General features: G+C 59.8%; 15 protein-coding genes. 13 read left to right on the top strand and 2 right to left on the bottom strand.

What is annotated here, in order from left to right; all coding sequences use genetic code 11:
- Positions 1 to 363: 363 nt before the first annotated feature.
- From RYA97_RS20420 to RYA97_RS20385, 8 genes are all read left to right on the top strand, one after another.
- Positions 364 to 1872, top strand: a complete 1509-nt coding sequence (locus RYA97_RS20420; protein ID WP_005745817.1) for a sigma-54-dependent transcriptional regulator — start codon at positions 364 to 366, stop codon at positions 1870 to 1872.
- 171 nt (positions 1873 to 2043) lie between these two features.
- Complete coding sequence (locus tag RYA97_RS20415) at positions 2044 to 3774, top strand: PAS domain-containing sensor histidine kinase (protein ID WP_005745816.1); 1731 nt, start codon at positions 2044 to 2046, stop codon at positions 3772 to 3774.
- Entirely contained in the window at positions 3759 to 4148 is a 390-nt protein-coding gene (locus tag RYA97_RS20410; protein WP_005745815.1) for a response regulator, read from the top strand. The genes RYA97_RS20415 and RYA97_RS20410 overlap by 16 nt, the downstream gene beginning before the upstream one ends.
- 9 nt (positions 4149 to 4157) lie before the next feature.
- The gene (locus RYA97_RS20405) at positions 4158 to 6275 is read left to right on the top strand and encodes a putative bifunctional diguanylate cyclase/phosphodiesterase (protein WP_005778133.1); all 2118 of its coding nucleotides are present in this window, start codon (positions 4158 to 4160) and stop codon (positions 6273 to 6275) included.
- A gap of 87 nt (positions 6276 to 6362) precedes the next feature.
- Positions 6363 to 7112 carry an efflux RND transporter periplasmic adaptor subunit gene (locus RYA97_RS20400; protein WP_032638661.1) on the top strand — a complete coding sequence of 250 codons (750 nt, stop codon included), beginning with the start codon at positions 6363 to 6365 and terminating at the stop codon, positions 7110 to 7112.
- Positions 7109 to 8431: an efflux RND transporter periplasmic adaptor subunit gene (locus RYA97_RS20395; protein WP_016982658.1), complete on the top strand. Its 1323-nt coding sequence runs from the start codon at positions 7109 to 7111 to the stop codon at positions 8429 to 8431. The genes RYA97_RS20400 and RYA97_RS20395 overlap by 4 nt, the downstream gene beginning before the upstream one ends.
- Complete coding sequence (locus RYA97_RS20390) at positions 8431 to 10527, top strand: HlyD family efflux transporter periplasmic adaptor subunit (RefSeq protein ID WP_005778125.1); 2097 nt, start codon at positions 8431 to 8433, stop codon at positions 10525 to 10527. Before RYA97_RS20395 ends, RYA97_RS20390 begins: the two co-directional genes overlap by 1 nt.
- Positions 10528 to 10556: 29 nt before the next feature.
- On the top strand, positions 10557 to 11066 hold the full coding sequence (locus RYA97_RS20385) for a GNAT family N-acetyltransferase (RefSeq protein WP_005745809.1): 510 nt from the start codon (positions 10557 to 10559) through the stop codon (positions 11064 to 11066).
- Here RYA97_RS20385 and RYA97_RS20380 read toward each other — a convergent pair whose 3' ends face one another.
- Positions 11067 to 11378, bottom strand: coding sequence for a DUF6916 family protein (locus tag RYA97_RS20380; RefSeq protein ID WP_005745808.1), 312 nt, complete (start codon positions 11376 to 11378; stop codon positions 11067 to 11069).
- Between the two features lie 54 nt (positions 11379 to 11432).
- The gene (locus RYA97_RS20375; RefSeq protein ID WP_002552297.1) at positions 11433 to 12023 is read right to left on the bottom strand and encodes a phage tail protein; all 591 of its coding nucleotides are present in this window, start codon (positions 12021 to 12023) and stop codon (positions 11433 to 11435) included.
- Positions 12024 to 12387: 364 nt separating this feature from the next.
- On the opposite strand from RYA97_RS20375, the gene RYA97_RS20370 reads away from it, so the two are divergent.
- From RYA97_RS20370 to gcvP, 5 genes are all read left to right on the top strand, one after another.
- Positions 12388 to 13224 (top strand): sulfotransferase family protein, encoded by an 837-nt coding sequence (locus tag RYA97_RS20370; RefSeq protein ID WP_005745807.1) that lies wholly within the window; start codon positions 12388 to 12390, stop codon positions 13222 to 13224.
- A 139-nt stretch (positions 13225 to 13363) separates the two neighbouring features.
- Complete coding sequence (locus RYA97_RS20365) at positions 13364 to 21142, top strand: Ig-like domain-containing protein (RefSeq protein ID WP_316893157.1); 7779 nt, start codon at positions 13364 to 13366, stop codon at positions 21140 to 21142.
- A gap of 98 nt (positions 21143 to 21240) precedes the next feature.
- Positions 21241 to 22734 carry a TolC family protein gene (locus RYA97_RS20360; protein ID WP_010202019.1) on the top strand — a complete coding sequence of 498 codons (1494 nt, stop codon included), beginning with the start codon at positions 21241 to 21243 and terminating at the stop codon, positions 22732 to 22734.
- A 323-nt stretch (positions 22735 to 23057) separates the two neighbouring features.
- A complete protein-coding gene (gene gcvH, locus RYA97_RS20355) occupies positions 23058 to 23441 on the top strand; it encodes a glycine cleavage system protein GcvH (protein WP_002552291.1) in 384 nt (127 codons plus the stop codon).
- A 10-nt stretch (positions 23442 to 23451) separates the two neighbouring features.
- Positions 23452 to 26316 carry an aminomethyl-transferring glycine dehydrogenase gene (gene gcvP, locus RYA97_RS20350; protein WP_005741040.1) on the top strand — a complete coding sequence of 955 codons (2865 nt, stop codon included), beginning with the start codon at positions 23452 to 23454 and terminating at the stop codon, positions 26314 to 26316.
- Positions 26317 to 26404: the final 88 nt, after the last annotated feature.

Raw genomic sequence — 26404 nt, 5'->3', positions numbered from 1 at the left:
ATGGCGTAAATCCATGACGCAGAGCGTCAAGAAGGGCATTCCCACGCTGGAGCGTGAGGAACGATAGATGTACGGCAGAACACCAGCGTGCAGTAGCGTGAGGAACGACGCTCCGCAGAACACCATCGTGCCCATGCTCCGCGTGGGTATGCCGTTCCGGACGCTCTGCGTCCTCTCCTGAATAAACAGCGTGGCGTAAATCCATGACGCAGAGCGTCAAGAAGGGCATTCCCACGCTGGAGCGTGAGGAACGATAGTTGCCCGGGAGAACACTATCGTGCTCATGCCCACCACCGGATTTCACCAAACCTGCCGCTACAAGGCATACTTGCCGCCTTCTAATCCGCGAAACGTCAACGCCTCATGCGCATCCATGTCAGCTTCATCGACCGCGTCGGTATCACCCAGGAAGTGCTGGCGATCCTGGGTGGACGCAATCTGAATCTGGATGCCGTGGAGATGGTACCGCCCAATGTCTATATCGACGCGCCGACCCTCAGCCACCAGATGCTCGAAGAACTCAAGGACGCGCTGTTTCGGGTTCGTGGGGTAGAAGCAATCACTGTGGTCGACATCCTGCCGGGTCAGCGCCGCCATCTGCAACTGGACGCGCTGCTCGCCGCCATGACCGACCCGGTACTGGCACTGGACAGCGCCGGGCATGTGCTGCTGGCCAATCCCGCGTTGATCGCACTGATCGGCCGGGAACCTGCAGGCGAACCCATTGCTGAACTGTTCGCCGACCCCGGTTTGCAAGCAGCATTGCTGGAAAACAGCTTTCGACTGCCACTGCGCGAAATCACCCTCAACGGTGAAGCGCTGTTGCTGGATGCCACCCCAATCACCGAGGCGGGTGCGCTGATTACCCTTTACCTGCCCAGCCGTATCGGTGAGCGCCTGTCGGCGCTGCATCACGATCACGCCGAAGGTTTCGATGCGCTGCTCGGCGAGTCAGCCGCAATCCGCACCCTCAAGGCGCGCGCGCAACGTGTGGCGGCGCTGGATGCACCGTTGCTGATTCAAGGTGAGACCGGCACCGGTAAAGAACTGGTAGCGCGGGCTTGCCACGCCAGCAGCGCGCGTTACGGCGAGCCATTCCTGGCACTGAACTGCGCGGCGCTGCCAGAAAACCTGGCTGAAAGCGAACTGTTCGGTTATGCCCCGGGTGCCTTCACCGGCGCCCAGCGCGGTGGCAAGCCGGGGCTGATGGAACTGGCCAATCAGGGCACCGTGTTTCTTGATGAAATCGGCGAAATGTCGCCTTATCTGCAAGCCAAACTGCTGCGCTTTCTCAACGATGGCAGCTTCCGGCGTGTCGGTGGAGACCGGGAGGTCAGGGTCAATGTGCGTATCCTCAGCGCTACCCACCGCGATCTGGAAAAAATGGTCAGCGAAGGTACCTTTCGTGAAGACCTTTTCTACCGCCTCAACGTCCTCAATCTCGAGGTACCGCCGCTGCGCGAACGCGGGCAGGACATTCTGCTGCTGGCCCGCTACTTCATGGAACAGGCCTGCGCGCAGATTCAGCGTCCAGTGTGCAGGCTTGCGCACGGCACCTACCCTGCTCTGCTGGGCAATCGCTGGCCGGGCAATGTTCGTCAATTGCAGAACGTGATCTTCCGTGCTGCCGCCATCTGCGAACACACTCAAGTGGATATAGGCGATCTGGATATCGCAGGCACTGCAGTTGCGCATCCGCACGACAGCCCCGTGGACAGCCTCGAACATGCCGTCGAGGCATTTGAAAGAAATCTGCTGGAAAAACTCTACGCAGACTATCCATCTACCCGTCAGTTGGCCGCGCGTCTGCATACTTCGCACACCGCCATCGCTCATCGACTGCGAAAATATGGAATACCGGGCAAGCGCTAATCTATTGACGCCATTTATCGAAAATATATTCCGAAAAGATTCATTTAATAACTAATCTGCCGATACTGATCTGGTATGGTCCACAAACCTCTTATCATCCATTTGAGTGGATGTCCGTAAGTGTGATTACGGCCGTAATGGCAGAAAGGTCAGGTAGTACCGGGAAGTGATATGTCAACCCCGCCAGCAGACCGCCCGCTTGCCGATTCTCAGTCTCGTGCTGAAAAAATCGTCGAATCTCGCCGTCAGAAAATCCTGCTCAAAACCGGCGCGCTGCAGGACGCGATTTTCAACAGCGCCTACTTCTCCAGCATCGCGACCGACGAACACGGCGTCATCCAGATATTCAACGTGGGTGCCGAACGCATGCTTGGTTACCACTCTGAAGATGTGGTCGACAAAATCACGCCGGCAGATATCTCCGACCCCGCCGAGCTGATCATCCGCGCGGCAGCGCTCAGCCATGAACTGAACACGCCCATCACGCCGGGCTTTGAGGCACTGGTATTCAAGGCTTCGCGTGGCATCGAAGACATCTACGAATTGACCTACATCCGCAAGGACGGCAGCCGCCTGTCGGCCATGGTGTCGGTCACTTCACTGCGAGACAGCGCCGAAACCATCATTGGTTATCTGCTGATCGGCACCGACAACACCGCGCGCAAGCAGGAAGAGGAAGCCCAGGCTCTACTGGATCAGCGGTTGCGTGACCAGCAGTTCTACACCCGCTCGCTGATCGAATCGAACATCGACGCGCTGATGATGACCGACCCGCAAGGCATCATTTCCGACGTCAACAAGCAGATGATGGCGCTGACCGGGCGCACCCGTGATGAGTTGATCGGCGCGCCCTGCAAAAACTTCTTCACAGACCCGGCGAGTGCCGATGCCGCGATCAAACGCGTGCTCAGCGAACATAAGGTCAGCGACTACGAACTCACCGTGCGGGCCTACGACGGCACCGAAACCGTGGTGTCCTACAACGCTGCGACTTTTCATGACCGGGACCGCAAGCTCAAGGGTGTCTTCGCTGCCGCCCGAGACGTGACCGAGCGCAAGCGCTTCGAACGCACGCTGGAAGAAAAAAACGTCGAGCTGGAACACGCCAGCCATATGAAGTCCGAGTTCCTTGCCACCATGTCCCACGAGTTGCGCACACCGCTGAACGCCGTCATCGGTTTTTCCGAGGCGCTCAAGGACGGTATGGTCGGCGACATGACCGATGCCCAGCGACGGTACATCGGCGATATCTTCAACAGCGGCCAGCATCTGCTCTCGCTGATTAACGACATTCTCGACCTGTCCAAGGTCGAAGCCGGAATGATGACGCTGGAGCTTGAACCGGTCGATCTGGAAGAATTGCTGAGTAACAGCCTGCTGATCGTTCGCGAGCAAGCCGCCCTGCAACGCATCCAGTTGAAACTGGAAACCGAAGCCGACTTCGGTCTGCTTGAGCTGGATCGGCGCAAGACCAAGCAGATTGTCTACAATTTGCTGGCCAACGCAGTGAAATTCAGCGAACCCGGCGGCTGGGTGACCCTGGCGGTGCGCCAAGTGTCATTTGCCCAGGCAGGCGTCATTGAGGGTGACTGGCCAGCGCACACGTTTCCATTGCCCTCCAGTGAATACGAACAGTTTCTGGAACTGAGCGTCAGCGACACAGGAATCGGTATCGCCCAAAGCGATATGAACAAACTGTTCAAAGCCTTTAGTCAGATCGACAGTGGTCTGGCACGCAAATTCGAGGGCACCGGACTGGGCCTGGCGATGGTCAAGCAGCTGACCGAACTGCATGGCGGCTGCGTCGCGGTCGCAAGCGTCAAGGACCTCGGCGCACGCTTTGTGGTCTGGCTGCCCATCCGCCCGCCTGAATGCGAGGAGGCACGATGGCCCAGATCCTGATCATTGAAGACAATGCGGCGAATATGCGCCTGACGGAGCTGTTATTGACCAGCGCCGGTCACAGCGTACTGTCGGCAGTCGATGCTGAAACCGGCCTGAAACTGGCCCTTGAGCGTCAGCCCGACCTGATTCTGATGGATATTCACCTGCCGGAAATGGACGGCCTGATTGCCACCGCGCTGTTGAAGAAAGACGCCGGCACAGCCGCGATCCCGGTGGTCGCCTTGACCGCAATGGCCATGAAGGAAGACAAGGAAAAGATCCGTCTGGCGGGCTGCAACGCTTACATCATCAAACCATTGCGCTACAAGGAGCTGTACCGGGTTATCGACACCCTGCTGGAAAAAAAACTGCCTCAACAGCCAATTACCTGAGCATTCGATATGACCCAGAGCGCCGCAACCATCCTGATTATCGATGACGATGTCCATGTCCGGGACCTGCTGGAGGTTCTGCTGCAGAATCAGGGTTATCGGACGCTGACTGCGGAATCGGGCGAGCTGGGGCTGGCCATGGTCGAACTACAAGCGCCTGACCTGATCCTGCTGGACATCATGATGCCGGGCATGGACGGTTACGAAGTCGCCAGTCAGCTCAAGGCCAGCAAGAGCACCGCCAATATACCGATCATCATGCTCTCGGCACTTGACGAGCAAAGTGCACGTTTGTCAGGGCTGGAAGCCGGTGCCGAGGAATACCTCAACAAACCGGTGGACAGCGCCGAGCTATGGTTACGTGTGCGTAACCTGCTGCGCCTCAAGGCGTTTGGCGACTACCTGAAAAACCACAGCCTGATCCTCGAAGACCAATTGCAGCAGCGCACCATAGACCTTGAGCGTTTTCGTACGGTGATGGACGCTTCTGAAGATGCCATTTTCCTGATCAACCGCAACACCATGAGCCTGATCGAATTCAACCGCAGGGCATGTCAGCTGCTGGGCTACACCGCTGAAGAACTGGCGCACAAGACCCCGGCCGAGCTGGGCGAGACGTCAATGGAAAATCTGGAAGTCGTGTATGACCAGATCATCGCCGGCAAAGGCCCCAGCGAACCACTGGAAACCCAGATTCGCGACAAGAGCGGACGCGATGTCGAGGTAGAGATCCATCGCCAGGCCTATCGTACCGGCGAGGACTGGGTCATCGTCGGCATCGTCCGCGACATCACCCGGCGCAAGGAAAGCGATCAGCGCCTGCTGACCATGGCCCACTACGACGCACTGACCGGCCTGCCCAATCGGGACCTTTTTTTTACCAGCCTGCAAATGGGCGTGACCCAGGCGGCCATCAGCCGCTGGAAGCTGGCAGCACTGACGGTGAATCTGGATGGCTTCAAGAACATCAACGAAACCTGGGGGCATGTACTGGGCGACGAGGTGCTGCTGGAAGTCAGCCGCCGCCTGTCGGAGTGCCTCAACGCCAGCGACACCCTTGGCCGTGTGGATGGCGATCAGTTTGCACTGATTCTGATGCTTCGTGACGGCCAGGCCGATACCCGCCAGACACTGGACCGCATTCGCAACGCATTGCGCGTGCCTTTTCAGTTGGAAGGCCAGAGTATCGTCATGACCGCCAGTATCGGCATCGCACTTTATCCGGAGGACGGCGAAGACTCTCGCGAGCTGATCAAACACGCCTACACCGCAATGAACAGTGCTAAAAAAATAGGCCCGGACACCTATCGGTTCTATACCGCGCAGATGAACGCTGACGTCTCGGCACGCCTGGACCTCGAAGCGGCCTTGCGTGACGCCGTGCAAAAACAGGCGTTCGAGATTGTCTACCAGCCTAAACTCAACCTGACTGACAACCGGGTATGCGGGCTTGAAGCCTTGCTGCGCTGGCCGCGCCCTGGCCAGGCAGGCATTTCGCCCGCCGTATTTGTTCCGGTGCTGGAAAGTCTGGGGTTGATCGGTGAAGTCGGCAACTGGGTGGTCGACAGCGTTTGCGCGCAGATTGCGCGCTGGCAACGTTCCGGGCTGGGCTCTTTTCAGGTGGCAGTCAACATCTCCGGGCAGCAGATTTCCAGCAGCAGTCTGGTGGCCGACATTCGTCAGGCACTTGAGAAACACAAAGTTGCGCCGCAGTGGCTGGAGGTCGAACTGACGGAAAGCTCGTTGATGGAAAACACCTCTCACACCATCGCTACCCTGGGTGCGCTACGCGCCAATGGCGTGAGTATTTCCATCGACGATTTCGGCACCGGCTATTCAAGTCTGGCTTACTTGCGCCGATTCCCTATCGACAAGCTTAAAATCGATATCGCATTCATTCGCGAAGTGACCAGCAACCCACAGGACGCGGCCATTGCCAGAGCCATCATTGAACTGGCTCACAGCCTCGACCTGAAGGTTATCGCCGAAGGTGTGGAAACACCCGAGCAACTGGCGTTTCTGCGTGAAAACCATTGCGATCAAATCCAGGGTTACCTGATCAGCAAGCCGCTGCCACTGGGAGAGCTCGAGGTCTTTCTTCGATCACCGGCAAGCCGCGTCGGGTGACACAGCATAGTCGGCACAGGAGCTGCCGATCATGCCATTTTTGAAGGAGTTCGCTGCATGCGGTGTTTGCCAGCTGTACTTTTAGGGATGCTAAGTGTGGCGGGGCTGGCTCAGGCGCAAATGCCGAGCGATGCCGGACTGATCGAGGACAACGCAGCAGCCAGTACACCCACCTCGTCCAGCGAAGCGCGGGGCGTATTGCGCGCAACCAATCAGGCTGTCCTCGCCAGCGAGTTGTCCGGCCGTATTACTGACCTGCCTTTCCAGGAAGGCGAGTCTTTCAACAAAGGCGATACCCTCGCCCGCTTCGACTGTTCGGCCTACCAGGCTCAGCTCAATGCCGCGCAGGCAGCCAGCCGTGGTGCCAGCGAGGAACTGGCGCACAACCGGCAACTGGCGGCGCTCAACTCGGTGGGTCGTTTCGAGGTGGCACGTGCCGAGGCGAAGCTTTCCGAAACTCAGGCGCAGTCTGGCGTCTATCAGGTACAGATCAAGCGCTGCAGCGTGCTTGCGCCCTACGACGGGCAAGTCGTCGAGCGCAAGGTGAAGCGTTACGAGAGTGTCGCAGCCGGTACGCCGATGCTCGAAATCGTCGACAACCGCACGCTGGAAATTCACCTGCTGGTGCCCTCGCGCTGGATGAGCAGACTCAAGCCCGGACAGACCTTCAGCTTCGTTCCCGACGAGACCGGTCAGCCGCTGACGGCCACCGTCAAGCGCCTCGGTGCGCGCATCGATGAAGGCAGCCAGACATTGCTGCTGATCGCCAGCCTGCCCAAAGCGGAGGGCCTGCTGGGAGGCATGAGCGGTACTGCACATTTTGCGGAGCTCAAGTGAACGCCCCCGCATCCGGCGCGGTTGAACGGGTTTTCGCGCAGTTTCTCGACCTTGAACGGCTGACCCGCGCCGCACCTGCGATAGATCAACTGGCGTACAGCCTGGTCAACGACAGCCAGGGGTTGTTCGGCTATCGCCACGCAGCGCTGGTGATCGCCGGCAAGGTGCGCTCAGTGACGGGAGTCAGCATCATCGAACCCAATGCGCCGTTCGTGGCCTTTGTCGAACATGCCGTCGGCCAGTTGCTGAAACTGGAGCAGGTCAAACCGGCGCGCGTCGTGCACATGGGTTCACTCAGCGCATCGGTACGCGATGACTGGAACAGCCTCTCGGCACCGCATGTTTTCTGGCTGCCGCTGCAAGACCGTAAAGGTGAGGTGTTTGGCGGCCTGTGGCTGGCCCGCGACACGCCGTGGACACCCGCAGAGCAAATCCTGCTGGCGCAACTGGGCGATACCTGCAGCCACGCGTGGCTCGCCTTGCAGCCCGGAAAACCGTGGCGCCTGCGCTTCAACCGCAAGCGCCAGGCCTTACTAGTGATGCTGGCGCTGTTGTGCCTGCTGATTCCGGTGCGTCAGTCGGTACTGGCACCCGCCGAAGTCGTACCGCTGGGCGGACGCGTGGTGGCTGCGCCGCTGGATGGCGTGGTGGCCGAGTTTCTGGTCAAGCCCAATCAGGTCGTCAAGACCGGGGACCTGCTGCTGCGTTTCGAGAACACGACCCTCAAGGCTCAGGCTGATGTAGCCGAACGGGCACTGGGCGTTGCCGAAGCGGAACTGAAAGCCAACTCGCAGCGCTCTTTCGCCGATGCCGAATCCAGTTCACGAATCGACCTGCTGGCGGCCCGTGTCGAGCAGAAGCGTGCCGAGCGCGATTATGCCCGTGAACTGCTTAAACGCAGTGAAGTGCGCACCGAACGCGACGGTATCGCGGTATTTGCCGATGCCCAGCGCTGGCTTGGCAAGCCGGTACAGACGGGCGAACGACTGCTGGAAATTGCCGACCCGACCCAGGCCGAGCTGCGCATCGAGCTGGCAGTTGGCGACGCCATCGCCCTGCAACCGGATGCCGAAATCGCATTGTTTCTGGACAGCGACCCGCTGCAACGGCATGCCGCCCGCCTTGAGCGAGCAGCCTATGAGGCCCAGCCCACTCCCGGCGGGCAGCTGGCGTATCGTCTGGATGCCAGCTTTCTCGATTCGCCGCCACCCCGGATCGGGCTGCGTGGCACAGCCAAGGTATTCGGCGACCGTGCTCCACTGGCGCTGTACCTGCTGCGTCGCCCTCTTGCCGGCCTGCGTCAAAGTGTAGGCCTGTAATGAACCTGCCCAACCTGCGTGCAGATTTGCAGCTTACACCTGCCGCCCCAGCCCTTGACGGTTCGCCACGCTGGACCTTGGCCGACCCGGTGCGCGGTCGCTATTTCAAGCTTGGCACCCAGGCCATTCGCCTGTTGCGTCATTGGGCGCTGGGTGATGCTTCACAGGTGCTGCAAGCGGCCAACCGCGAGCCGGGCCTGCCGTTGGGCGACACCGAGATTGACGAGTTGCTGCGTTTCTTGCGCGGCCATGACCTGATCGCAGCGCGCGATCCGGAGCAGCGTGCCAGTTACGCCTACAAGGCCGCAGCGGCACGTCATGGGCTGTGGCAGATGCTCTTGCATCAATATCTGTTCTTCCGGATTCCGCTCTGGCGTCCTGACGCATTTCTCAACAAGGCTTGGCCGTGGCTGGCGCGCTACGGTTCAAGGCTGCTGCGCTACGGGCTGCCGCTCACGCTGGGGCTGGGAATTTTTCTGGTAGCCCGGGACTGGCAACGCTTCATCGGGACCTTTCCCCACCTGTTCAGTCTGGGTGGCGCGCTGGCATTCGGTATAGCGCTGTTTTTCGCCAAACTCTGCCATGAGTTCGGCCACGCATTCATGGCCAAGCGTGCCGGATGCCGGGTACAGAGCATGGGCGTGGCGTTCATGGTCCTGTTGCCGTTGTTCTATACCGATGTCAGCGATGCCTGGCGGGTCAACGATCGCCGCGCCCGACTGCTGATCGGCGCGGGTGGCGTGCTGGCGGAAATGCTGCTGGCATGTATCGCCTTGCTGGCCTGGTCACTGCTACCCGACGGACCGGCGCGCACCGCAGCATTCATGCTCGCCAGCGCGACGTGGCTGACCACTGTGGTGGTCAACCTCAATCCGTTCATGCGCTTTGATGGTTACTTTCTGATCAGCGATTTTTGGGAAGTCGACAATCTTCAGGGTCGGGCTTTTGCCCTGTGTCGCTGGCGACTGCGCGAGGCGCTGTTCGGCTACGGCCTTCCCGCACCGGAGCCGTGGTCAGCGGCCATGCAGCGTCGTCTGCTGTGGTGGGGGTATCTGTCCTGGTTGTGGCGTGCAGCACTGTTTTTCGGTATCGCGCTGGCGGTCTACCATCTGTTTTTCAAGTTGCTGGGGATTTTCCTGATGCTGGTGGAGTTGGGCTGGTTCATTTTTCTGCCGATTTTCAAGGAATGTCGCCACTGGTGGTCACACCGCGAACAGGCGTACGCACCCCGTGTGCTGCTCAGTGCGGCAGGCTTGCTGGCACTGCTCCTGTTGCTCATCGTACCGTGGCACAGCAGTGTCGAGTTGCCGGTGATGCTGGAAGCCGAAAGTGTGACGGCCATACATGCCCCGGCCGCTGCCAGAGTCAGGCAGGTCAATGTGCACGACGGCCAGAAGGTCGAACAAGGCGCCGTGCTGATGGAACTGGAATCCCCGGATATCGACTCGCGGCAAAGTATCGTGCGCCGTGAGATCAACATTTTGCAGTTGCAGATGCGTCGTCAGGCAGGCCGCAGCGAGACCGCCGCCGATGCCGGGATTCTCGAACAGCGTCTGGCCGAAGCCGTTGCCGAGTATCGCGGCCTGGCTGCACGACGCGAACGTCTGCTGTTACGCGCTCCCAAGGCCGGGCAGGTGCGCGACCTGCTGCCCCAGTTGAGCGAAGGTCGCTGGGTTTCAACCAGAGACCCGCTGCTGAGGATTGTCGAGGAAGGCACGCGAATTCGCGGTTACGTGGCCGAGAACGCGCTGTGGCGTATCGCACCTGGTGATCGCGGACGCTTTATTGCCGATGATCCGATGCGTGAGTCGCTGCTCGTGGAGCTTCAGGAAGTCGATGCCAACGGCGTGGCGTGGCTGGATCAAGAGGCGTTGAGTTCCGATCACCACGGACCGATTGCCGTGCGGCGTGACGAAAATCAGCGCGCCGAACCGGTACAGGGCCAGTATGGTGTACGCCTGAAACTGGTCGACAACAGCGCTGCACCGTCCCAGCCGTTGCGTGGCGTAGCGGTGCTGGATGGCCGCAGTGAATCCCTGTTGGGCGCAACCTGGCGCAGGCTTGCCGCCCTGGGAGTAAGAGAAAGCGGGTTCTGAAGCTGACACATGGACAGAGGACAGCAGACATGACAAAAAAACCTTTCACCAATATCGATGGGCTGGTGGTGCGGCCATCGAGAGAAACCGACAGCGCCTTTCTGCAGATGCTCTACCACTCGGCGCGTCCCGATCTGCAATTGATCGACGGCGAACGCGATCAGGTTGAAGACGTCATCGCCCAGCAGTTTCGCGTGCAGGATCTAGGGCAGGGAGAAAACTTCCCCAACGCCATGCGCTACGTGATTGAAAAGCTCGGCACGCCCATCGGTGCGCTGGTCACAGATTTCGGACACAACGAGATACGCGTGCTGTATCTGGCGTTCATTCCGGCAGCGCGTGGCAAGGGCTACGGGCGCAACGTTTTGCAGGGTGTGCAGCAGGCCGCCGAACAGATCCGCTGCCCGGTGGCAACAGTGGTCTGGGCCAACAACCCGCATGCTCGTCAGCAATATCTGGCGCTGGGGTTTCAGGTTGAAGAGCAGGATGTGGCAGCGGCGAGACTGATCTGGTATCCAGGCCAGACCGCTGCCTTTTGATCAGTTGAAGCTTATGCAGTAGTAGGCCAGGTTCTCGTCGCGGCCCATGGCGGGAACACGAGAGACGAACACATTCTGTAGCAGGCCCAGCTCCGGCAGTTCGATAGCACAGGCCCCATCGACAAACTCGCTGGGCTCAAGTGACTCAAGTGAAACGTTGAACGGCATACGTTGTTGCCGGGCGGCTCGTGCCTGCGGTTTTTCGGCCACTGAGGCGACATGTACAGGCAACTGGCTGCCGTCGCTCATTTGCAACTGGCAGGTATTACCCAGCAGGCTCTGGAAGTGTTCAACGGTAACGTCTTGCAGCATGACGCATCTCCAGTGAAATGAGTGGGAAGAGCCCGTCCCTGGACTCGTGTCAGATCAGTCCCTGGTAGGGAAAAGACCCTGCAGGGCGATACTGAAGTTCACCACCAGGAACGGGTTCATGCTGTCGATAGGCAGGCTGCCTCCGACGGGCTGCATGGTTCCGGTGATGGCGGTACTGACGCCCTTCTGCACGACAGGTGCGGTGCCTGCATTGGGCGAAAAGATATTGGCGGAGGTCGGTCCGCTAGTGGAAGCGCCTATGAACGCATTGTCTGTGGTGGGCGCGATGGTCGCCCCGGTCACTGCCGGGTTGGCCAATGTGATGGTGGTGTTTGCGGTCAGCGTGCTCATCTGGTGCACGTGTGCAGGCATGTTGGCGATGGCCACAGTGACCTTCTCAACACCCGATACAGAGCCGATCACCCGGTTGGTGAGGTTGACCCCGGTCCCCTGATTTATCGGCACCCGGCCTTGAAGATTGGGCAACATGAAGTTCTGCGAGGGATTCCCTCCATAAATGACGCCCAATAGTGCGTACAAGGCGTTGTACTGACTGATGTTCAATGTTTGTCCATTGCATTGCATCCAGCCAGCAGGCGCAAACGGAAAGCCAAACGTCATGATCGAACCCATAAAAACTTCCATACACCCTCATCCTTCTTCTATGTCATGGGAAACTTCGATCCACCGGGGCACGGTCCACAGGTGGCAGGATAGAAGCGTAGACGCAGTTTTCAGGGTGTAAATGTTTTTGCAAATGACCGTTATCCGTTGTACATCCAGTGACACTCAACAGTCATTGCCGGAAAGTTCACTACCGTTCATCTGATACTCATCATTCTTTCACCGGAAAACCCTAATAAAACCGGGAGGGAGAACGCCACATCAGTTTTTTTAACGTTCCCATCCCTCAAGACATGCTGGCTCCTGTCGAACTACTGGCATATGAATGCACTTTGTTACGTAGTTCACACACTCGTATAAACAGTTGTTTTTCCGGGGCGCATGGATGCAAAAATTCCACTTCATTGCAGGTTTGCCACGATCGGGCTCTACCCTGCTATCAGCCATTCTCCTGCAAAACCCGCGCTTTCATGCGGGTATGAGCAGCCCGGTTGGCTCTCTTTTCTCCAGTATTCTTGGCCAGTGCAGCGCTGGCAGTGAATTCTCCTCAGTGATCAACACCGATGTGCGTCGTCGCTTGTTGCGCGGGGTTTTCGAGTCCTACTACGCCGACAAGGCCGATAAAGACGTGGTGTTCGATACAAACCGGGGCTGGTGTTCACGCCTGCCCGCGCTCATGGACCTGTTCCCGCGAAGCAAAGTGATTGCCTGCGTGCGTAACGTCGCCTGGGTCATGGACAGTATCGAACGTTTGTACCGCGCCAACCCTTTTGAAAACACCAAGCTGTTCAACGATGACGTGGAACGCAATACGGTCTACAGCCGGGTCGAGACGCTGGCGCAGCGCAATCGTCTGGTGGGCTTTGCCTGGGCATCGCTCAAGGAAGCCTATTACGGCGAGCATGCCGACTCGATTCTGTTGATCGATTACGAACTGCTGTCCCAGGCCCCGGAACGGGTCATACGGCTGGTCTACGACTTCATCGAAGAACCGTGGTTTGAACACGACTTCAACAACCTCGCCTATGACGCCCCGCAGTTCGACGATGCGCTGGGCGTATCAGGCTTGCACAAGGTCAAGCCGCGCGTTGCGCTGGAGCAAAGGCCCACCATCCTGCCGCCCGACCTGTTCGAGCAGTATTCAAAGTTGTCGTTCTGGAATGACGGGTCTGCCAGCGCAGCCAATGTCATCCGCATGAAATCAGACGCCGCCGTTAACTGACTGCGGTTTTATCACTCGTAACGTTCGATCTCTGGTGAGCAACATGTGGTGGAATAAACAAAAATCGCGGACTGCAAAGCGGGCACCTTCGAGTGCAACCTCACCCGTTTCCCCCATGATCATGTCTCTCGAACCGCGCATGCTGTTCGACGGTGCGGTCGCAGCCACCGTTGCTGAAGCGGCCCAGCCGGACAGCCAGCCCACGCCCGACGCATCGGCCAAAAGCGCCGAGCAGGCCAACAGCGCCAGCAACGACCATCATGCGCAAGCGCCAGCCTCTTCGGACGTGGCTGCAACGCCTGCCGCCGTGCCCGGCACCACCGTCGTATTTGTCGATTCACGGGTGAAGGATTCGGCCAGCCTGCTGGCGGGCGTTGCGCCCGGTGCGCAAGTGGTCGAACTGGACGCCACCAAGGATGGCCTGCAACAGATTGCCGATTACCTGGGGTCTCATCAGGGCGTCAGCTCAGTGCAGATCATTGCGCACGGCAACTCCGGCGACCTTTGGCTGGGCAACAGCTATGTTTCCGCGGACAACATCGCGCAACGCAGCGCCCTGCTGGCCGAAATCGGCAACGACATGAATGTTGGTGGCGATATTCTGATCTACGCCTGCAACACCGCCGAGGGCGACACCGGCCTGAGCTTTGTTGACTCGCTGGCAACCCTGACTGGCCGCGATGTTGCTGCGTCCACTAACCGCACCGGCGTGGGTGGCGACTGGGATCTGGAAATCGCCACCGGCAGCATTGAAAGCGTCAGCGCCCTTTCGCGACAGTCGATGGACGCTTACCAGTGGGGGCTGGCAACGTTTACGGTCACCTCCACCAGCAACACCGGCGCAGGCAGCTTGCGTGAAGCGCTGACCAATGCCCAGAACGGCGATATTGTAACCTTTTCGAGCGGCATGACCGTTGCATTGCAAAGCCAACTGGTGGTCAGCAAAAACATCACCGTGGATGGCGACCTGAATAACGACGGCGTCGCTGACGTCACCCTCGACGGGCAGAACAGAACCAGTGTCATCCGGGTCAACTCCGGGGTGACGGCCACACTCGACGGCGTGATCATCACCCGAGGCGTGGCCAGCACGGCGGGCGCAAACAGCGGCTCGGCCATTTCGGCCTCTGATGCGCTGGGCGGCGGTATCAACAACGCCGGCAACCTCACGCTGCGCAACGTCACGGTGACTGCAAACGCGGCAGCAGGTGGTGGCGCTGGTGGTGGCGTCCTCTCGCCCACCGTAGGTGGTGGTGGCGGCGGTGGCGGCGGCATCGGCGGGCAGAACGGTGCTGCGGGTGGCAGTGCCGGGACTTACACCCCTACGGCCCCGTCAGCCAATACCGGCGGCAACGGTGCCGGGTTCAACACTATTTACATGGGTGGTAGAGGCGGTACTTCTGCGGGTGGCGGCGCGGGGGGCCTTGGCGTTTACGGGTACACCAACGGTGGCGCAGGCGGTACTGCGACCAGCAGCGGACGCACCATCGGTGGCGGTGGCGGCGGCTCGGGCTTTGATGCCAATGGCGGTAGAGGCGGATCAGCAGTTGGCGGCATTTACAACGCATCGACCGGCACTCTGGCGATCATCGGCACGTCGACCATCAGCAACAACATCGGTGCAGGCGGTGGTGGTGGCGGCGGCGGTACGATTGGTGGCAACGGCGGCCGTGGTATCGGAGCAATCTGGAACAAAGGCACACTCAATATCACCTCCGCCAACAACTCTGCCATGAGCGGCAACGTGGGTGGCAGCGGATCTGGCGGACAAGCGACCAGCGGCGGCACCAATGGCTCCTCGCCTACCGCCGTCACTAATATCTTCAACGACGGCGGTTCGCTTAACGTCGCCTACACCTCTGACACGACTGCACCAACGGGCACCAGCATCGTGATTGCCAATTCGTCGCTGAGTTCGGGTGGCACATCGCTGGTCACCTTCACGTTCAGTGAGCCGGTCTTCGGCCTGGAAATCTCCGAAATCACCGTGCCCAACGGTACGTTGAGCAACCTGGTGACCACCAACAACATTACCTGGACAGCCACTCTTACGGCCTCCAGCGATACTTCCTCCAATTCCAATGCGATCAGCCTGCCGTTATCGGCGGTGCAGGACTCAGCCGGCAATATCGGTACCGGGACAGTGACCTCCAACAACTACGCAGTGTCCGATACCGTTCCGCCGACAGTGACTGTCGTGGTAGCAGACACCGCACTGGCGGCGGGTGAAACATCACTGGTCACCTTTACGTTCAGTGAAGCGGTTACCGGCTTCGACAACACCGACATCTCGGTCGCCAATGGCACATTGACCGCTGTGAGCAGCAGTGACGGCGGCAAAACCTGGACCGCGACCCTGACACCGACCGCCAACCTGACCAGCACCACCAACCAGATCAGCCTCAACCGGGCAGGCGTGCAGGACCTGTCCGGAAACGCCGGTTCAGGCACTGCCACGTCCAACAATTACGCCATCGACACGTCGCGCCCGACCGCAACCATCGTGCTGGCGGACAACTCCCTGAGCATTGGTGAAACCTCGCAGGTCACCATCACCTTCAGTGAGGCGGTGTCCGGTTTCACCAACGCGGACCTGACCGTCGTCAACGGCACCCTGAGTGCCGTGACCACCAGCAACAATATTGTCTGGACCGCGACATTCACGCCGACCAACAACATTACCGACAGCACCAACGTGATCACCCTGGACAACACAGGGGTCAGCGATGCGGCGGGCAACACGGGTTCGGGAACCACAACCTCGAACAATTACGCCATCGATACCCAGCGCCCGACTGCAAGCATTCTGGTGGCAGACGCCAGTCTCACGGCCGGTGAAACCTCACTGGTGACGATTACCTTCAGCGAGGCCGTCAGTGGTTTCACCAACGCCGACCTGACAGTGCCCAACGGCACCTTGAGCACCGTCACCAGCAGCGATGGCGGCATCACCTGGACGGCGACCTACACGCCGAACAACAACGTCAACGACACCACCAACGTGATCACCCTGAGCAACGCAGGTGTAACGGATCTGGCTGGCAATGCCGGGTCCAGCACCAGCAACTCGGGCAACTTCACCATCGACACCGTGCGCCCGAGTGCCACAGTGGTTGTGGCCGACAGCGCCCTTTCCGCGGGTGAAACCTCGCTGGTGACGATTACCTTCAGCGAGGCCGTAACCGGGTTCACCAATGCCGACCTGACCGTCGCCAATGGCACCTTGAGCACAGTGAGCAGCAGCGACGGCGGCGTCACCTGGACCGCGACCCTCACGCCAGCCGCCAACGTGACCGATACCACCAACCTGATCACGCTGGATGCGAGCGGCGTTGCCAATGCTTCCGGCAACGCAGGCACCGGCACCATCAGCTCCAACAATTACGCCATCGACACCCAGCGCCCGACCGCCACTATAGTGGTAACCGATAACGCGCTGGCCATCGGTGAAACCTCACTGGTAACCATTACCTTCAACGAGGCGGTCAGCGGTTTCACCAATGCCGACCTGAGCATCAGCAACGGCACACTGAGTGCGGTCAGCAGCAGCGATGGCGGCATCACCTGGACCGCAACCCTGACGCCGACACTAGGGGTCACCAGCAACAGCAATTCGGTGAACCTGAACAATGGCGGGGTCACCGATCTGGCGGGCAACGCCGGCAGCGGCCTGAGCACGTCGAACAATTACGCCATCGACACGGTACGCCCGACTGCCAATATCACAATGTCGGACAATGCCTTGACCGCAGGTGAAACCTCACTGGTGACCATCACCTTCAGCGAGGCCGTTATCGGCTTTACCAACGCCGACCTGAGCGTACCCAACGGCACCTTGAGCGCCGTGAGCAGCAGCGACGGCGGTATCACCTGGACGGCGACCTACACGCCGAATGCCAATATCGCCGATACCACGAACGTGATCACGCTGAACAACACGGGCGTGACCGATCTGGCCGGCAATATCGGCAGCGGCACAACCGATTCCGGCAATTTCACCATTGCCACGCAGCAGCCGACAGCCACCGTAGTGGTCGCTGACAGCGCGTTGTCTGTGGGCGAAACCTCGCTGGTCACCATCACCTTCAGCGAAGCGGTCAGCGGTTTCAACAACGCCGACCTGACGGTCGAGAACGGTACGTTGAGCGCGGTCAGCAGCAGCGACGGCGGTATCACCTGGACGGCGACCTTCACGCCGACCGCAAACGTGACCGACGCAAGCAACCTGATCACTCTGGACAACACCGGCTTCACCAATGGTTCCGGCGTGACCGGCAGCGGCATCACGTCTTCGAACAACTACGCCATCGACACCCTGCGCCCTACCGCCACCATTGTGGTGGCCGACAATGCGCTGGCCGTCGGTGAAACCTCTCTGGTAACGATCAACTTCAGCGAAGCGGTCAGCGGTTTCACCAATGCGGACCTGAGCGTTGCCAACGGCACCCTGAGCGCGGTCAGCAGCAGCGACGGCGGTATTACCTGGACGGCAACGCTTACTCCGACCGCAGGCATCACCGACAGCAGCAATCTGGTGACCTTGAACAACGCTGGCGTCACTGATCAGGCAGGCAACGCGGGCACCGGGCTAACCTTCTCCAACAATTACGCCATCGACTCGGTGCGTCCGACCGCCAGTATTGTGGTTGCAGACAACGCGCTGTCGATCGGTGAAACCTCGCTGGTTACCATCACCTTCAGTGAAGCAGTCAGCGGCTTCGACAATAGCGACCTGAGCATCGCCAACGGCACCCTGAGCACGGTCAGCAGCAGTGACGGCGGCATCACCTGGACCGCGACCTTCACGCCAACCCTCAATGTCGCCGACAGCACCAACCTGATCACGCTGAACAACACCGGCGTAGCCGACCTGGCCGGCAACATCGGTAGCGGCGTCACCAACTCCAACAATTACAGCATCGACACCATCCAGCCGACCGCCACCATTGTGGTCGCTGACAGCGCGTTGTCTGTGGGCGAAACCTCGCTGGTCACCATCACCTTCAGCGAAGCGGTCAGCGGTTTCAACAACGCCGACCTGACGGTCGAGAACGGTACCTTGAGCGCGGTGAGCAGCAGCGACGGTGGTATCACCTGGACCGCGACCTTCACGCCGAACGCCAATGTCACCGACGCAAGCAACCTCGTGACCCTGGACAACACCGGGTTCACCAATGCCTCGGGCAACGCCGGCAGCGGCGTCACTTCCTCGAACAACTACGCCATCGACACCCTGCGCCCTACCGCAACCATTGTGGTGGCCGACAATGCGCTGGCCGTCGGTGAAACCTCTCTGGTAACGATCACCTTCAGCGAAGCGGTCAGCGGTTTCACCAATGCAGACCTGAACATTGCCAACGGCACCCTGAGCGCGGTCAGCAGCAGCGACGGCGGTATTACCTGGACGGCAACGCTTACTCCGACCGCAGGCATTACCAGCGCAAGCAACTCGGTGACGCTGAACAATGGCGGCGTGACTGACCTGGCCGGTAACGCTGGCAGCGGCCTGACGCTCTCCAATAACTACGCCATCGACCAGACGCGACCGACCGCCAGCATCGTAATAGCTGACAACGCCCTTTCGGCGGGTGAAACCTCACTGGTCACTATCACCTTCAGTGAGGCAGTCAGTGGTTTCGACAACAGCGACCTGAACGTACCTAACGGTACGCTGAGCACGGTCAACAGCAATGACGGCGGCATCACCTGGACTGCCACCTTCACACCAAACGCAAACGTGAATGCCAGCACCGGGCAGATCAGCCTGAACAGCGCAGGTGTCACCGACCTGGCGGGCAACGCGGGCAGCGGCATCATCAGTTCGGCAAGTTTCACCGTCGACACGACCAGACCTTCCGCCACCATCGTGGTGGCCGACAATGCCCTGTCCGCAGGCGAAACGACTCTGGTCACGTTCACGTTCAGTCAGGCGGTCAGCGGGTTCAGCAACGCCGACCTGAGTGTCGCCAATGGCACGCTGAGCGCGGTTTCCAGCAGCGATGGCGGCATCACCTGGACTGCCACCTTCACACCAAACGCAAACGTGACCGATGCAGGCAACCTGATCACGCTGGATAACACCGGTGTCACCAACGCATCGGGCAGTACCGGCAGCGGCACCACGGCCTCGAACAACTACACCATCGATACTCAGCGCCCGACAGCAACTATCGTGGTCACTGACAGCCTTCTGGCGATCGGCGAAACCTCACGGGTGACCATTACGTTCAGCGAGGCGGTAAGCGGCTTCAGTAACGCCGACCTGACCGTCGCCAATGGCACCTTGAGCGCCGTCAGCAGCAACGACGGCGGTATCACCTGGACCGCAACGCTGACCCCCAATGCAAACGCCGCGAGCAACAGCAACGTGGTGACGCTTGATAACGGCGGCGTAACGGATCTGGCAGGCAACGCAGGTAGCGGCACGACGCAATCCAATAGTTACGCCGTTGATCAGGTCCGACCAACCGCCAGCATCGTGATCGCCGACAGCACCCTGTCTGCAGGTGAAACCTCGCAGGTGACGATTACCTTCAGCGAAGCAGTCAATGGCTTCAGCAATGCCGACCTTACAGCTGCCAATGGCACCTTGAGCGCAGTCAGTAGCAACGACGGGGGCATCACCTGGACCGCAACCTTCACGCCAAACGCAAACGTGACCGATGCAAGCAACCTGATTACGCTGAACAACACCGGAGTCGCCGATGCTTCCGGTAATACCGGCAGTGGCATTACATCGTCGAACAACTATGCAATCGATACGGTACGCCCGACCGCAACCATTACCGTCGCCAATCCGAACCTGGCCATCGGTCAAACCTCGCTGGTGACCTTCGCCTTCAGCGAGCGCGTGACCAATTTCGATCTGTCGGACATCAGTGTCGGCAACGGCGGCCTGTCCGGCCTGAGCAGCAGCGACAGCGGCCTCACCTGGACCGCCACCCTGACGCCGGATGCCAATATCACCGCAGCCAACAACTTCATCGTTCTGGACAGCGGCAGAGTCAATGATCTGGCCGGCAACGCGGGCACAACAGTCGCGCTGTCCAGCAACTACAGCATCGATAACCAGCGTCCTACAGCAAACATCTCCATCGCCAATCCAAACCTGGCGACGGGTCAGACATCCCTGGTGACTTTTGCCTTCAGCGAGCCGGTGAATAACTTCACGCTGGCGGATGTCAGCGTGGCCAACGGCACGCTGTCCAACCTGGCCAGCAGCGATGGCGGAGCCACCTGGACCGCGACCCTGACGCCGACGGCGAATGTCACTGACCCGAGCAACTTCATTGTGCTGGACAGCAGCACAGTAACTGACCGGGCAGGCAACGCAGGGACAGGCATCGCGCTGTCTCCCAACTACGCCATCACGACCACGTCGCTGACCGGAGACCCGCAGTTCCGGATAGACGCGCCAGCACCGCTGGTCAACACACGGAGTCTGCCACTGCAGCCGGCACTGTTCGGTCCGCCAACCGGCAATCTGGGTTCGCCATTGAGCTTCTCGCCGTTGTTCGAACAGCGCACTACCGGGGGTGGTCTGCCGCCTGTGGGCAATATCTTCATTACCAACCGCGCCCTGGCACCCAGCTTTATTGCCCAGGTGTTCGACTCCAGCAGTGTCGGCGGCCCGGGCTCCGGGTTCACAGGCTTCAACAGCGGCGAAGGCAGCGTGTTCGGTACCAGTACGCTGTCGACGCTGTTTTCCCGCGAATCCGCGACGGACAGCTCGACGACGGGCGCCTTCAACAGCGCTGGCAGCTATGGCCTGCGAGACTCGTCACAGAGCATCCAGGCAGGTTTCGGCGCGTTGACCCTGGGTCAGCAGTTGCAACAGATCACCGATAACGAGCAAGAAAAACTGAGCGCACTGGCATGGGCTTTAGGGGAAGTCGGTGTGAGTGAAGCGCAAGCCTGAAACAGGGTTTGGTAATGCGTCGTAGCTGTACGGCGCTCATAAAAAAGAATGCGGTAGCTAGAGCTAGGGGCGGTCGGAGCATGAAAAGAAGTCAGAAGTTGTTCAGCATCAGCCTGCTGGCGCTGGTAGTGAGTGGTTGCGCTGTTACCAGCCAGCCTATCGACCGAAGCGTCAGCGAGCAGCGCGCCAAAAGCGATCTGCAACTGATGTACAAGGATCAAGAGCCATTGAACGGTGCATTGACCCTGCACCAAGCCATGGCCCGCGCGGTGAAGTACAACCTTGAAGCGCGCCTGAAAATCATGGAAGAAGCCCTGGCCAAACGTCAGTTGGACCTCGCCAGCTTCGACATGCTGCCGCGCATGGCACTTTCAGCGGGCTATGCCGGACGCAGTAACGTCAGCGCATCGAGCAGTGAAAGCGTCGAGACCGGAACCCAGTCCCTCGAACCTTCAACCTCGCAGGATCGCAGCCGTCGTGTCGCCGACCTGACCATGGTGTGGAACGTACTCGACTTCGGTGTCAGCTACATCAGCGCCAAACAGCAAGGCGACCAACGCCTGATCGTTCAGGAACGCCGTCGCAAGGTGATCAACACCATCGTTCAGGACGTGCGTTCAGCCTATTGGCGCGCCGTCGCCGCCGAACGCATGCTCAAGCAGATCGACAGCCTGATGGTTCGCGTTGAAAAAGCGCAGGACAACAGCCAGCAAATGAGCCAGCAGCGTGTAGGTGACCCGGTACAGGCACTGGGTTATCAGCGCTCACTGATCCAGGCGACGCGTCAGCTTGAAGAACAGCGCAAGGCGCTTTCACTGGCCAAGACCGAACTGGCGACCCTGATCAACCTGCCGCTGGGCACCGATCTGAAGCTGGCGACGCCGGACGACTACTCGATTCCGCAACTCAAGGTCGACATGGCGCGCCTGGAAACCGAAGCGCTGGCCAGTCGTCCCGAGCTGCGCGAACAGGATTACCAAACCCGTATCAGCTCGGCCGAAACCCGCAAGGCCATGCTGCGCATGCTGCCCGGCCTGGAGTTCTCGGCAGGCGGCCATTACGACAGCAACTCGTTTCTGGTCAACGACAAATGGGCTGATCTGGGCGTAAAAGTCACCTGGAACCTGTTCAATGTGCTGTCGGCACCTGCCGCCATTGACGTCGCCAAGGCCGGCGAAGAAGTCGCTACTGCGCGTCGTCAGGCAATGTCCATTGCCGTACTGGCCCAGCTCTACGTGGCCAACGCCAACTACAACGAGGCGTTGCGCCAGTTCAAAACCAGCCAACAGCTGTCGAGCATCGACAGCCAGATCGTCGGTCAACTGCGCAATCGTTATCAGGCTGCCGGTCTGGGCGAGCTGGATCTGATCCAGGGCGAACTGAACACCCTGCAGGCTGATCTGCGTCGTGACCTGGCGTATGCCGACCTGCGCAACGCTTACGGCCAGATTTTCGCCAGTGCGGGTCTGGACCCGCTGCCGTCGGAGCTTTCATCCACCAAAGTGCAAGCCATTGCTGTTGCACTGGATGCGCGCGAGTCGCAGTGGGAAGCGGGTAATATTTCAGTAGCCGCTACCGCGCCCAAGCCTTAAGCCTGCGTCATGAACGACCACCCGGTCAGCGCTATGCGCTGGCTGGGTGCAGTAACACCCCTCGCCTCGCAACGAAATCGTTCCACTGTAATGATTTCACTCCATTAAAGCTCACTCCCCTTGCATCAAGGCCTTGATCAAGCACGTATTTTCAAATACCTGAACTGTGTAGCGATTTCGCTACAGCTGAAATCGGTCGTACTGACCTAATAATCAGTAACTATTTGATTTATATGAAAAAAATAAAACATGGCCGCTAAATTGCTTAGCCATAGCTCATATTGTTCGCGTGCTGCGCGAGCCCTGTTCTCCGAGGAGTTTGTATGAGCGAGTTGCGATTCACCGTTGACCATGAATGGCTGCGTGCCGAAGCCGACGGCAGCATTACGGTCGGCATCACGCCCTATGCGCAAGAGTCGCTGGGCGACGTAGTCTTCGTGCAGCTCCCGGACTTGCAGGCCTACACTCAACACGCTGAAGTGTCAGTGGTGGAATCGGTGAAAGCCGCCAGCAGCATCAACATGCCGCTGGACGGTGAAGTGGTCGAGGTCAATTCAGTCCTCGATGACACGCCGGAGCTGGTCAATGAAGACGCTCTCGGTGCAGGCTGGTTTTTTCGTTTCATTCCACAGGATGCCGACGCCATCCACGGCCTGCTGGATCAGGACGCCTACGACCGCCTGATCAAAGCCAACGCCCAAGCCTGAGGAGCACGCCATGACTGACCGTATTGAACTGACCACTGCCAACGAATTCATCGCCCGTCACATTGGCCCGCGCGCTGCCGACGAGCAGGCCATGTTGCAGACGCTGGGTTTCGACTCCATTGAAGCGCTGAGCGAAAGCGTTATCCCGGAAAGCATCAAGGGCACCAGCGTGCTGAACCTGCCTGCCGGGCAGAGCGAAGCCGATGCGCTGGCGTCCATCAAGGCCATCGCCAGCAAGAATCAACTGTTCAAGACCTACATCGGCCAGGGTTACTACAACACCCACACGCCGGCACCGATCCTGCGCAATCTGCTGGAAAACCCGGCCTGGTACACCGCCTACACGCCCTATCAGCCGGAGATTTCCCAAGGTCGTCTGGAGTCGCTGCTCAATTTTCAGACGCTGATCAGCGACCTGACCGGCCTGCCGATTGCCAACGCGTCCTTGCTCGACGAAGCGACCGCTGCTGCCGAAGCAATGACCTTTTGCAAACGCTTGAGCAAGAACAAAGGCAGCCAGCAGTTTTTCGCCTCCAGCCACTGCCACCCGCAGACACTTGATGTGTTGCGTACCCGTGCCGAGCCATTGGGCATTACCGTTGTGGTGGCGGACGAAGCCGAGTTGGGCGACGTCAGCGATTACTTTGGCGCGTTGCTGCAATACCCGGCCAGCAACGGCGACGTGTTCGATTACCGCGAGCTGGTCGAACGTTTCCATGCTGCCAACGCGCTGGTCGCCGTGGCTGCCGACTTGCTGGCACTGACGTTGCTGACCCCGCCAGGCGAATTTGGCGCCGACGTGGCCATCGGCAGCGCACAACGCTTCGGTGTACCGCTGGGCTTCGGCGGCCCGCATGCGGCTTACTTCTCAACCCGCGATGCCTTCAAGCGCGACATGCCGGGCCGCCTGGTCGGCGTATCGGTGGACCGTCACGGCAAGCAGGCCCTGCGTCTTGCCATGCAGACCCGCGAACAGCATATTCGTCGCGAGAAGGCCACCAGCAACATTTGCACTGCGCAGGTGCTGCTGGCCAACATCGCCAGCATGTACGCCGTCTACCATGGCCCGCGCGGCCTGACACAGATCGCCAAACGCGTTCACCAGTTGACCGCGATCCTTGCCGAAGGCTTGAGTACGCTGGGTCTGAAGGCCGAGCAGGCATTCTTCTTCGACAGCCTGACCCTGAACACCGGCAGCAGGACCGCGGCGCTGCACGCAGCGGCTCGCGCCAGGCACATCAACCTGCGTGAAATCGACGACCAGCACCTGGGTCTGTCACTGGACGAAACCACCTCGCAGTCGGCAGTTGAAACGCTGTGGGAAATCTTCGCCAGCGACGGTCAGAACCTGCCCGACTTCACCGCACTGGCAGCCAGCGTCCCGTCGCGCCTGCCCGCTGCACTGCTGCGCCAGTCGGCAATCCTCAGCCACCCGGTGTTCAACCGCTACCACTCTGAAACCGAACTGATGCGCTACCTGCGCAAGCTCGCTGACAAGGATCTGGCGCTGGACCGCACCATGATTCCACTGGGCTCGTGCACCATGAAGCTCAACGCCGCCAGTGAAATGATCCCGGTGACCTGGGCCGAATTCGGCAACCTGCACCCGTTCGCCCCGGCCGAGCAGAGCGCCGGGTATCAACAATTGACCGACGAGCTGGAGGCCATGCTCTGTGCGGCCACCGGCTATGACGCAATCTCGCTGCAACCGAACGCCGGCTCCCAGGGTGAATATGCCGGCCTGCTGGCCATCCGCGCTTATCACCAGAGCCGTGGCGATGAGCATCGCGATATCTGCCTGATCCCTTCATCGGCACACGGCACCAACCCGGCCACAGCCAACATGGCCGGTATGCGTGTCGTGGTCACCGCCTGCGATGCACGTGGCAACGTCGATATCGAAGACCTGCGCGCCAAGGCCGTTCAGCACCGCGACCAGCTTGCGGCGATCATGATCACCTACCCGTCAACCCACGGCGTGTTCGAAGAAGGCATCCGTGAAATCTGCGGTATCGTTCACGACAACGGTGGCCAGGTCTACATTGACGGCGCCAACATGAACGCCATGGTCGGCCTGTGCGCTCCGGGCAAATTCGGTGGCGATGTATCGCACCTCAACCTGCACAAGACCTTCTGCATTCCGCACGGCGGTGGTGGCCCAGGCGTTGGTCCGATCGGCGTCAAATCCCATCTCGCCCCGTTCATGCCGGGCCATGCACGCATGGAGCGCAAGGAAGGCGCAGTCTGCGCAGCCCCGTTCGGCAGCGCCAGCATCCTGCCAATCACCTGGATGTACATCCGCATGATGGGCGGCGAAGGCCTGAAACGCGCTTCGCAACTGGCGATCCTCAACGCCAACTACATTTCGCGCCGCCTGGAAGAGCACTACCCGGTGCTGTACACCGGCACCAACGGGCTGGTTGCCCACGAATGCATCCTTGACCTGCGCCCTATCAAGGACAGCAGCGGCATCAGCGTCGATGACGTGGCCAAGCGTCTGATCGACTTTGGCTTCCATGCCCCGACCATGTCGTTCCCGGTTGCCGGGACCTTGATGATCGAGCCGACCGAGAGCGAGTCCAGAGAAGAACTGGACCGTTTCTGCGACGCCATGATCAAGATCCGTGAAGAAATACGCGCGGTTGAAAACGGCACACTGGACAAAGACGACAACCCGTTGAAAAACGCACCGCACACCGCTGCGGAAATCGTCGGCCAGTGGAGCCATCCTTACAGCCGCGAACAGGCGGTGTATCCGGTTGATTCGTTGATCGAGAACAAGTACTGGCCTCCGGTCGGCCGTGTCGACAACGTCTTCGGCGACCGCAATCTGGTCTGTGCCTGCCCGTCCATCGAGAGCTATCAGGAAGCCTGATAGCCCGTGCTTTGGCATGCCTGTGCGCAGCTCGATTGTGAGTGCGCACAGGCGATGCCGTTCTGCATGGCCCGCTCAACAAGGAATT

Origin of the sequence: Pseudomonas syringae group sp. 26L6 (genome assembly GCF_032587815.1) — a bacterium.
Lineage (GTDB): Bacteria > Pseudomonadota > Gammaproteobacteria > Pseudomonadales > Pseudomonadaceae > Aquipseudomonas > Aquipseudomonas amygdali.
This window is presented reverse-complemented; position numbering and strand designations above follow the sequence as displayed.

What these genes read in the sequence shown, in the direction of transcription:
- RYA97_RS20420 (WP_005745817.1), top strand. Translation starts at nt 364, where the DNA reads ATGCGCATCCATGTCAGCTTCATCGACCGCGTCGGTATCACCCAGGAA.
- RYA97_RS20415 (WP_005745816.1), top strand. Translation starts at nt 2,044, where the DNA reads ATGTCAACCCCGCCAGCAGACCGCCCGCTTGCCGATTCTCAGTCTCGT.
- RYA97_RS20410 (WP_005745815.1), top strand. Translation starts at nt 3,759, where the DNA reads ATGGCCCAGATCCTGATCATTGAAGACAATGCGGCGAATATGCGCCTG.
- RYA97_RS20405 (WP_005778133.1), top strand. Translation starts at nt 4,158, where the DNA reads ATGACCCAGAGCGCCGCAACCATCCTGATTATCGATGACGATGTCCAT.
- RYA97_RS20400 (WP_032638661.1), top strand. Translation starts at nt 6,363, where the DNA reads ATGCTAAGTGTGGCGGGGCTGGCTCAGGCGCAAATGCCGAGCGATGCC.
- RYA97_RS20390 (WP_005778125.1), top strand. Translation starts at nt 8,431, where the DNA reads ATGAACCTGCCCAACCTGCGTGCAGATTTGCAGCTTACACCTGCCGCC.
- RYA97_RS20385 (WP_005745809.1), top strand. Translation starts at nt 10,557, where the DNA reads ATGACAAAAAAACCTTTCACCAATATCGATGGGCTGGTGGTGCGGCCA.
- RYA97_RS20380 (WP_005745808.1), bottom strand. Translation starts at nt 11,378, where the DNA reads ATGCTGCAAGACGTTACCGTTGAACACTTCCAGAGCCTGCTGGGTAAT.
- RYA97_RS20375 (WP_002552297.1), bottom strand. Translation starts at nt 12,023, where the DNA reads ATGGAAGTTTTTATGGGTTCGATCATGACGTTTGGCTTTCCGTTTGCG.
- RYA97_RS20370 (WP_005745807.1), top strand. Translation starts at nt 12,388, where the DNA reads ATGCAAAAATTCCACTTCATTGCAGGTTTGCCACGATCGGGCTCTACC.
- RYA97_RS20365 (WP_316893157.1), top strand. Translation starts at nt 13,364, where the DNA reads ATGCTGTTCGACGGTGCGGTCGCAGCCACCGTTGCTGAAGCGGCCCAG.
- gcvH (WP_002552291.1), top strand. Translation starts at nt 23,058, where the DNA reads ATGAGCGAGTTGCGATTCACCGTTGACCATGAATGGCTGCGTGCCGAA.
- gcvP (WP_005741040.1), top strand. Translation starts at nt 23,452, where the DNA reads ATGACTGACCGTATTGAACTGACCACTGCCAACGAATTCATCGCCCGT.